We start from the raw sequence: 7,527 nt of genomic DNA, 5'->3' as shown, positions 1-7,527 counted from the left end.
TCAAGGGATCCCCCGCCTTGAGGTGAACCACCTGCTTCCCTTCCCGGCAGCGCTGGATGAGCCAGCGGATGCCCTCCTGCAAACTTGCTGCTTCGGAACGTCGCCACACCTGTGCCTGGGGGGGCAACTCCGCCAACAAGCGCGCGTCCACCAGCTCGTCCACCCAAACGGCCTCAGCCCGCCGCAGGATCTCCAGCGCCCCTTGCGTCAGGCCGGCCCGCCCGCCCAGCCCCGCCCCCACCAGATACACCTTGCCCATGAGGCCGCACCTCTTCTCTTGCCCTCTACCTGTTGATCCTGCCGCAAAAGCGGGATCCCGCTCCCTTTGCAACTGTAGTCATTTCAAATAGCAACGAAGCGTTTCTCTACGTCGTCATTGACGTCGTTATTGCTCCGCAACGCTGTCGCGAACGCGCCGCTCTAACTCCCCTCTCCCTCTGGGAGAGGGGCCGGGGGTGAGGGATGGGAGAGGAGAGATACGGACATCCGGCTAGGGGCTATTTGGGCCAAGCTGAGGCAAAAACCACCTGGTTGCGAGATACTGAAAGCGTTGCAGTCTGAGGATCCCTGCCCATGTCTAGCACGACCGCAGAGCTCTGGCCTCGACGGCGCTTTCTGGCCAGTGGAGCTGCTCTAGTGGCAGCAGCAGCGGGATCCCGCCGCTCCAGATCCCGGCCCCTGCGCTTAGTAACCAACTGGTACGCCCAGGCAGAACACGGGGGCTTTTACCAGGCCCTGGCCCTGGGCATCTACGCCGACTACGGCCTGCAGGTGGAAATCCGCATGGGGGGAACGGCGGTTAACGTGCTGCAACTGCTGGCCGGAGGAGCGGCGGACTTTGTCCTCGGCGGCAGCTCCGACGCCCTAGCGGCTCTGCAGTCAGGGATCCCCGTGCTCACCGTGGCCGCCTTTTTCCAGAAGGATCCCCAGTGTCTTTTGGCCCATCCGGGCGTGGGCATCGAGCGCCTGGAGGACTTGCGGGGCAAGCCCATCTGGGTCTCTCCGGGAGCCAACCTTACCTACTGGCCTTTCTTGCGGGCCAAGTTTGGCTTTACCGACGAGCAAAAGCGCCCCTACAACCTCAGCCTCACCCCCTTCCTGCTGGACAAACACTCTGCCCAGCAGGGCTATGTCACCTCCGAGCCTTTCCGCGTGCGCCAGGAGGGCGGCTTTGATCCGGTTGTCTTCCTGCTGGCCGACTACGGCTATTCCCCTTATGCCACCACGCTGGAGACTACCCGCCCCTTTGCCGAACAGCACCCGGAGGAGGTGCGAAAATTTGTGGCCGCCTCTATCCAGGGCTGGCAGAGCTACCTGGAGGATCCCCGCCCCGGCAACCGCCTCATCCGCCAGGACAACCCCAACATGAGCGAGGCCCTTCTGGCCTATGCCCACCAAGCCCTAAAAGACTACGGCCTCCTCACTGCCGGCGACGCGGCCACCCTGGGGATCGGCGCCATGACCCACCAGCGCTGGCAGACCTATTTTCAGGAAATGGTGGCCCTGGGAATTGTCGAAGCTGGCCTCAATGTCCGCCAGGCCTACAGCCTCGACTTTCTCCCCGCTCCCGCCGCCTGAGTTACATCACCGCCAAGCTCTGCAGCCGCGGGGATCCCTGCATCGCCAGCTCATGGCGCCGGTGCATCTGCTCTGTCAGCAGGTAGGCCAGAGGCGGGCAGCCGCTCAGCCGCTGCCGCGGATGGGGCAGTTGGTCGTTGCCGAAGGTATGGCGGTACTCCTCCGAGTCGATAAAGGCATTGACCATGGCCTGAAAGCCCTGGCGCACCAGAATGTCGTGGTAGGCGGCCACCTCCTCCTTGCTGGCGGGGGCCCGTCCCAAAAAGTGCTTAAAACCCTGCTCCACACAGCGGGTGTTGCAGCCGGCACTGAAAAAGAGCTGCCGGTAGAGCCGGGATCCCCCAATTTGGCGAACCAACCGCTTGATCCCAATCCGACCCCGCAGAAAGTCCTGCTCGATTTTTTCCAGCTCTCCCGCCTTCTCGTGCTGGTAGGGCTGGCGTTCCAAAAGCTGTTGGTAGGCAGCCCGCAACAGGTTTTGCAACGTTTGCGGATCCCGCTGGCGTAGTTCCATAGCGATAGCTCCCAAGCAACGCGACCGACAAAAACCGATTGGGCAAGAGGTCAACTTAAAGAAACAATGAAGATGGAGTTGCTCGATACACTTTTACAGTTGGCATTAACCAGATCCAAAAATTGTCAATGTCAACCCGGAAGCCAATCGAGCAAAAGCCCTACTCAAGATTTATCTTGTCGATAAGTTGAACCGGGGAAGCTTGCGATAAATGTTTACAAGAAGGCCCCAGTTTTTTTGAGTTTACGTGATTCTACTTTCCAGCTTTCTACATGGAGAAACTTTTCGTACTTACCCGTAGTTAAAGATTGTGACGTTTTGATTCCCCCAGCCTGGTCAAGATCCAGAATACGAGTAGGAACTGATTTTTCGCTTGTATTGCTTTTGCGGCAGGGCGTATCTGCCGGCAGAGTTTTTGTCTGCCTTGAAGTTGGGGATCCCACCTATGGTGAAACAAATCCGGCTAGATCCTCTATCCCGTGTCTCGGAGGTGGATACCTACAGCAATCTGCTGTCGGCCATTTTGTCGGAGGAGCTCCATGTCTCCAAGGAATGTAACGGCCGCGGCCTCTGCGCCACCTGTCATGTCTACGTCAAGGAGGGGATGGAGAGCCTCACCCCCATCACCCCCCGCGAGGCCAAAACCCTGGAGACGATCACCAGCGCCCGCAGCAATTCCCGCTTGGCCTGTCAGGCACGGGTGGTGGCCGATGGGGTGGTGGTGGAGCTGCCGCCGGGGATGTACGTGAACTCGCTGAAGGATATCGAGGTGCTCATCGGTCGGCGGGCCGAACAAGACTTGCTGCACCCCCGAACAGGGCGCGTTTTGGTGGAGGAGGGCAAGATCATCACCCGTTCCACGATCAAGCAACTGGAAAACGAAGACTTCCGCATCATCGGCAGCACCCTTGCCCAGACCCGCGAGGCCTAAGGGATCCCAACACTCTGCTTGGGTTCCTGCTGTAGTAGATCACGGCTCAGTTTTGTTGAGGAGAAAGCCATGGCCAGCGTTACCACTCGACCGGATCCCCGTCCCGCAGTTACCATGCCGGTGGGCCGCGACAAGCACGCCCACTACAGCTACCGCGATTTCTTCCGCTTTAACCGAGAGCAAGGCACGATCATCGACTGGAACAACACCCAAAACCTGCTGCTCAGCGAAGACTTCATTGTCGGCCTGCAGGCGGGCCTAGAGCGGGAAGTGGGCGATGCCTCTGCGGCGGTGATGTACACCATCGGCAGAGACTGGGGCAGCCGCGATGCCCAGCATTTTTCCCAGTGGTATGAGCGGGAGTACGGAGTTGGGGTCAAGCAGTCCAACCTTCTGTTTTTGCTGGAGACCTGGTGGTGGCCTTTTACGGCGCAAGGGTGGGGCAAGTGGGAGGTGGAAACCGAGTCCAAACAAAAAGGGTTCCTATTCATCAACCTGTTTGACTCGCTGGTGGCCCGCACCTTGGGCGATGTGGGCAAGCCGGTTTGTCACCTCTATGCCGGGCTATTTGCCGGATTTTTCTCTGCTATGACTTCCCGCGAGCTGGCCTGCATCGAGATCCAGTGCTACGCCATGGGGGAGACCTATTGCAAGTTTTTGCTGGGCGGGCAAGAGCGCATCGATGCCGCCAATTTCTGGGTGAGCGAAGGGGCCAGCGCCCGCGAAATCGAGCAGCGTTTGCACCAACTGTGAGGTCTGCCTGTGGCTTTTGCAATCCTTCCCTTGCCACTTTGGAGAAACGCCCATGGTCACCCTCAACCTAGACACCGATCTGGACTTAACCCAGCCGCTGGCAGTGTTTTTACAGGGGTTGAACTGGGATAACCGGCCCTTGGCCAAAGCTCCCTTCGCTTCAGAATCGCTGTCGGACTCCCCCCTGTTCTTGGCCCAGTCGGTAGGGCAGTTTTTTGCCGGCTGCAATTGGTCGGGCGTCCGCCCGCGCCCTGAGCCACCGCCGGAGCTGCCGCCAGAGGATCCCTTTACGCTTGAGGATTTTGCCGCTTTGTTTGGTGGAGCCTTGCTCTAGCCCTGCTTTGCCCCAACTTGGGTTTTGCTTCCTCGAGCTGCTCGATCTTTTGACTCGTTTTGAGACTGGTTTTGAATCGGGTTTTTTAAGGAGACCTCACCCATGAATGACCTTCACTCCTGGCCGGAGCGCATTGCCGATCGAGAAGGGGATTACCTGACGCCCGACGATCTGCAGGATCTCATCCGCTACGCTCTCTCCTTTCCAGAGCGGCTGGATCTCTACCAAGTCTTGCAACAACAAGAGCTGGCGTGGATCGAGAAGGTTCTGCAACAGCACGGGTACAGCGGTGAGGCAGAATCCTCTCTCACCCCCACTCAGCGCCTCTTGGCCCGGCAACTGGCCTTCTGCTTGCGCTCCCTGGGCCTGAGCTTGTTGTTGGGGGATCCCCTGCCCCTGCGGCAATGGAGGTGTGGGGCGATGGAACGGTATCTGGGTTTGCCGGAAGCGCTCCGGCAGTTGCAGGCGGTGGTGCAGGGATCCCTGCCGGCGGAGCAGCAGGGTTTGCTTGCCTCCTACTGGCAAGCGCTACAGGCTGTCTGCACCCCTTCCCCAGAGCGGCTTGAGCCAGAATTTGCTCCTCAAACCGAGACTGCAGCTCCGTCGGAAGAAGCGCTCACCCTGATGCACATGTTCGTCTAAACCAAGGGGGCTTCTTATGAATTCAATGGTGACCGCGCTGATGCAACAAAGTGAGGGCCGCTATCTGCGCCCAGACGAGCTGAAAACCCTACACGCCTATGTGGAAGGGATCCCCAAACGAGTCCGCCTCTATCAAGTCCTGCAGGCCAAAGAGCAAGAGCTGGTGGAGCGGGTGATGGAGAAGTTCCAGCCGATGATGCCGAATTTGCCCCGCCAACATGGGCACCTGGCCTGGGAGCGTTGCCGCCGGGATCTAAGCATGGTGTGGCGCTACTGCTGCCTGGCCATGGTGCTCAACGATGAGGATTACCTGCGGGATAAGTTGCTCTACTGGCTGGAGACGATCCTGAAGTCCTTCAAGATGCGTGACCAGTGCCAGCCTGCCTATAAGTTGATGCTCGACTCCCTCAGCGCTGTCTTCGGCCCCGAAGAGAGCGAGGCCATCCGCCCCTACGTGCTCTTGGCCAAGTCGATGCTGGTCAACTGAAGTCAATGGACTCTCGATCCATCCACCAATTACTGTATACAGCCCACTCCCTGCTCATCCATTCCTTGCTCCCTATGGCCAGATGAAGGCACTCCCTACTATCGCAGTGCTCCGTGCTGCTCGCCCAAGCGCTCCGCGCCGCTCACGCGACCACCCCCAGCCCCTCTCCCTGAGGCCCTCACCCCCAGCCCCTCTCCCTGAGGGAGAGGGGAGCTGGGATCCAGGCAACCAACTTAAACGACCATAAAAGCTTAAGTTTCAGCCGCCCTCAAGTCCGTCCATCTCCCTGAGAGGAAAGCCATGACTACCCTGCAAGAGATCCTGCAAGACCAGATCCTGCCCGGGCACTGCTTTAGCCCTGCCTACTACATCCGTCCCGACATCCACAGCGGCCTGCTCTACAGCCGGGGAGGATACCGCCTGGCAGCCTTTCCCATGCCTCTCCTGGAAGCCATCTACGCCGGCTTGCGCTACGAGACCGGGCAAGCCACCCGCGTCATCCTCTACAACTGTGGTCGCGAGTGGGGAGAAGCGTTTTTCCGCCGCATCGAAGACGAACTCTCCCGCTACTACCAACAGCCGTTGCAGGAATTGCCGCTGGGGATCTTCCTCGATGCCCTCAGCGAGCTCTGGGCCACCCACGGCTGGGGACGCCTAGAGCTGGATTTTTCCGCTGCTGACCGCGGCTTGGTGGAGGCTAGGATCCGCAACTCCGGCTTTGCCCTGGCTGCTCGTGCCAGCCTCAGCCCGGAGGAGCTGTCTGCGCAGCGGGAGCCTGCCGGCTATCTAGAGGCAGGAATGCTGGCCGGCCTCTTCTCGTTGCTCTCGGGCCGGGATCTGGTCTGTGTGCAAACCACCTGTGAATCCCTGGGAGCCGACTGCAACCGCTTTCTCATCGGCACCGCTCAGCGGCTACACAATGGTGAAGAATGGGTGCGCAAGGGCCTCTCCCACGAAGAGATTTGGGATCGGCTCGCCGCCGGTTCCTAGAGAGGGATCCCTGTTTCCAGGCTGGCAGAGAAGGAGAGAATTGAATTTTTCCAGGTCTTAAGACTTGTAAAGACAAAGACAATTCTCCCTGCTCAATTCCTCACCCTTTTGCAAAGTTTTTTTGGCTCCTCGGCCAGTAGGTTCTCAACTGAGCAGCCGTCGGGATCCGAGTTGCTAAGAAAGTTAGCTGTCCTTAGGGATCCCTGCGTAATATATTTTTTCACACGCTCCCCTACAAATTCGCCATCCTAAAAGTAGGAGCTATCCCAAGTCTTGAGCAGTTCGAAGGGGGAGAGGCAATGAATGCTCAGCAACGTAGCCAAATCATCGCTTCGGAGTGGATGATCGACAGCCAAAATCCGGTTCATTCCATTTCCCGGCTGAAGCGGCGGGCAACTTACTCCGACGTTACCCTTTGGTGGCTGGTGGTGCAGCTCAACCTGAGCGAACGCAACTCCATTCATTCTGATCCTCGCTAGGGGCCAGAAGCGAATTCCAGCCTAAAAAATTCCCCCTCCCACGTTTAACCTCGAAATAAAAGAAGAGCTGAAACTTGAGGTAGAGGACTTCTCAAGCAACAGCTCTTCCGTTGAAGGCAAAAGCGGGGATCCCGACACCCTCTAATCGGTCGGGGGCAAGGCCGCCACCTGAGCCGGCTGCACCGGCAAGAGGGGCCGTTGCACAATTTCCGTCGGCAGGACACTACGCAACTGGGCCGCCACCGCTACCGTCGTGACATCGTAGGTCTGGGTAGCCAAACGGGGGTAGAGGCCGATGCCGAGGATGGGCAAGAGCAGGCAGAGGGCGACAGCCATTTCCCGTGGGCGCATGTCCCCCAGATACTCCTCTAGCACCAGCCCGGGATCCTGAGCCCCATAGAACACCTGCCGCAGCAGGGAGAGCAAGTAGATGGGGGTAAGAATGAGGCCCACCGCCGCCAGCAGGGCCACCCCTGCCTTAAAGGCCGGCGCATAGGCGTCGCTGGTGGCCCAGCCCAGCAACACCGTCAGCTCACCCACGAACCCGCTCATCCCCGGCAGCGCCAACGAGGCCAAAGCTCCTGCTGTAAACAGGGCAAAGGTCTTAGGCATTTGCTTGGCCAGCCCGCCCAACTTGTCGAGAGCAAGGGTGTGGGTGCGCTCGTAGGTGATCCCTGTCAAGAAGAAGAGCACCGCCGCAATGAGACCGTGGGAGATCATCTGCAGCAGGGCGCCGTTGAGGCCTAGCTCCGTAAAAGTGGCAATGCCGATCAACACAAAGCCCATGTGGGCAATGGAAGAATAGGCCAGGCGCCGCTT

Annotated in this window: 11 protein-coding genes; 8 read left to right on the top strand and 3 right to left on the bottom strand. The window is 59.2% G+C overall.

The window, feature by feature from the left end:
• Positions 1-259, bottom strand: a 259-nt coding sequence (locus NW835_RS11615; protein ID WP_414415360.1) for an SAM-dependent methyltransferase, incomplete at its 3' end; no start/stop codon positions are given.
• A gap of 314 nt (positions 260-573) precedes the next feature.
• On the opposite strand from NW835_RS11615, the gene NW835_RS11610 reads away from it, so the two are divergent.
• Entirely contained in the window at positions 574-1,578 is a 1,005-nt protein-coding gene (locus tag NW835_RS11610) for an ABC transporter substrate-binding protein (protein ID WP_414415359.1), read from the top strand.
• A 1-nt stretch (position 1,579) separates the two neighbouring features.
• On the opposite strand, the gene NW835_RS11605 is transcribed toward NW835_RS11610, so the two are convergent.
• Complete coding sequence (locus NW835_RS11605; RefSeq protein WP_414366302.1) at positions 1,580-2,092, bottom strand: phycobilisome rod-core linker polypeptide; 513 nt, start codon at positions 2,090-2,092, stop codon at positions 1,580-1,582.
• Positions 2,093-2,537: 445 nt separating this feature from the next.
• Here NW835_RS11605 and NW835_RS11600 point away from each other — a divergent pair, with 445 nt between their 5' ends.
• The 7 genes from NW835_RS11600 (at position 2,538) to NW835_RS11570 (ending at position 6,708) form a co-directional block, all read left to right on the top strand.
• Entirely contained in the window at positions 2,538-3,023 is a 486-nt protein-coding gene (locus NW835_RS11600; RefSeq protein WP_414332440.1) for a 2Fe-2S iron-sulfur cluster-binding protein, read from the top strand.
• 69 nt (positions 3,024-3,092) lie between these two features.
• Positions 3,093-3,776: a V4R domain-containing protein gene (locus tag NW835_RS11595; protein WP_414332442.1), complete on the top strand. Its 684-nt coding sequence runs from the start codon at positions 3,093-3,095 to the stop codon at positions 3,774-3,776.
• Positions 3,777-3,828: 52 nt separating this feature from the next.
• On the top strand, positions 3,829-4,110 hold the full coding sequence (locus NW835_RS11590) for a hypothetical protein (protein WP_414415358.1): 282 nt from the start codon (positions 3,829-3,831) through the stop codon (positions 4,108-4,110).
• A 102-nt stretch (positions 4,111-4,212) separates the two neighbouring features.
• Positions 4,213-4,752 (top strand): hypothetical protein, encoded by a 540-nt coding sequence (locus NW835_RS11585; protein WP_414415357.1) that lies wholly within the window; start codon positions 4,213-4,215, stop codon positions 4,750-4,752.
• 16 nt (positions 4,753-4,768) lie between these two features.
• Positions 4,769-5,239: a phycobilisome protein gene (locus NW835_RS11580; RefSeq protein WP_414366307.1), complete on the top strand. Its 471-nt coding sequence runs from the start codon at positions 4,769-4,771 to the stop codon at positions 5,237-5,239.
• A 300-nt stretch (positions 5,240-5,539) separates the two neighbouring features.
• Entirely contained in the window at positions 5,540-6,229 is a 690-nt protein-coding gene (locus NW835_RS11575; RefSeq protein WP_414366309.1) for a V4R domain-containing protein, read from the top strand.
• Positions 6,230-6,528: 299 nt separating this feature from the next.
• The gene (locus NW835_RS11570; protein WP_414366311.1) at positions 6,529-6,708 is read left to right on the top strand and encodes a hypothetical protein; all 180 of its coding nucleotides are present in this window, start codon (positions 6,529-6,531) and stop codon (positions 6,706-6,708) included.
• A 141-nt stretch (positions 6,709-6,849) separates the two neighbouring features.
• On the opposite strand, the gene NW835_RS11565 is transcribed toward NW835_RS11570, so the two are convergent.
• Positions 6,850-7,527 (bottom strand): proton-conducting transporter membrane subunit (locus tag NW835_RS11565; protein WP_414415356.1); only part of this gene is annotated, 678 nt, incomplete at its 5' end.

The sequence above is a fragment of the Synechococcus sp. OH2 genome, assembly GCF_047462155.1.
Lineage (GTDB): Bacteria > Cyanobacteriota > Cyanobacteriia > Thermostichales > Thermostichaceae > Thermostichus.
The sequence above is the reverse complement of the archived record's forward strand: the minus strand, read 5'-3'. Positions and strand labels throughout refer to the sequence as shown.